The sequence below is a fragment of the Lactococcus sp. S64 genome (assembly GCF_016516525.1).
GTDB lineage: Bacteria > Bacillota > Bacilli > Lactobacillales > Streptococcaceae > Lactococcus > Lactococcus lactis.
In genome coordinates, this window is record NZ_JACVUQ010000037.1 from 1 (window position 1) to 355 (window position 355).

At 51.3% G+C, this 355-nt stretch carries 3 tRNA genes; all 3 read right to left on the bottom strand.

The features are described from left to right. Positions 1-58: 58 nt before the first annotated feature. Positions 59-131: transfer RNA gene (locus IAE51_RS12040), tRNA-His, on the bottom strand. A gap of 10 nt (positions 132-141) precedes the next feature. Continuing rightward, positions 142-212, bottom strand: a tRNA-Trp gene (locus IAE51_RS12045). A gap of 6 nt (positions 213-218) precedes the next feature. Next, positions 219-299, bottom strand: a tRNA-Tyr gene (locus IAE51_RS12050). Positions 300-355: the final 56 nt, after the last annotated feature.

The following is a 355-nucleotide window of genomic DNA, read 5'->3' on the forward strand; positions in this document are numbered from 1 at the left end:
CAACGCATGAGGGAGTCAAAGTCCCTTGCCTTACCGCTTGGCTATACCCCATTAAAAAGGCGGATGACGAGGATCGAACTCGCGAGTGCCGGCGCCACAAGCCGGTGTGTTAACCACTTCACCACATCCGCCATAATGAAACACGGGCAGCAGGAATTGAACCCACACTAAAGGTTTTGGAGACCTTTGTACTACCTTTATACGATGCCCGTTTTCTATGGAAGGGGAGGGATTCGAACCCCCGAACCCGAAGGAGCGGATTTACAGTCCGCCGCGTTTAGCCTCTTCGCTACCCTTCCAAACTCTTTATTCACTTAATGGCTGAAACAACCAATGGGAGTTAACGGGATCGAAC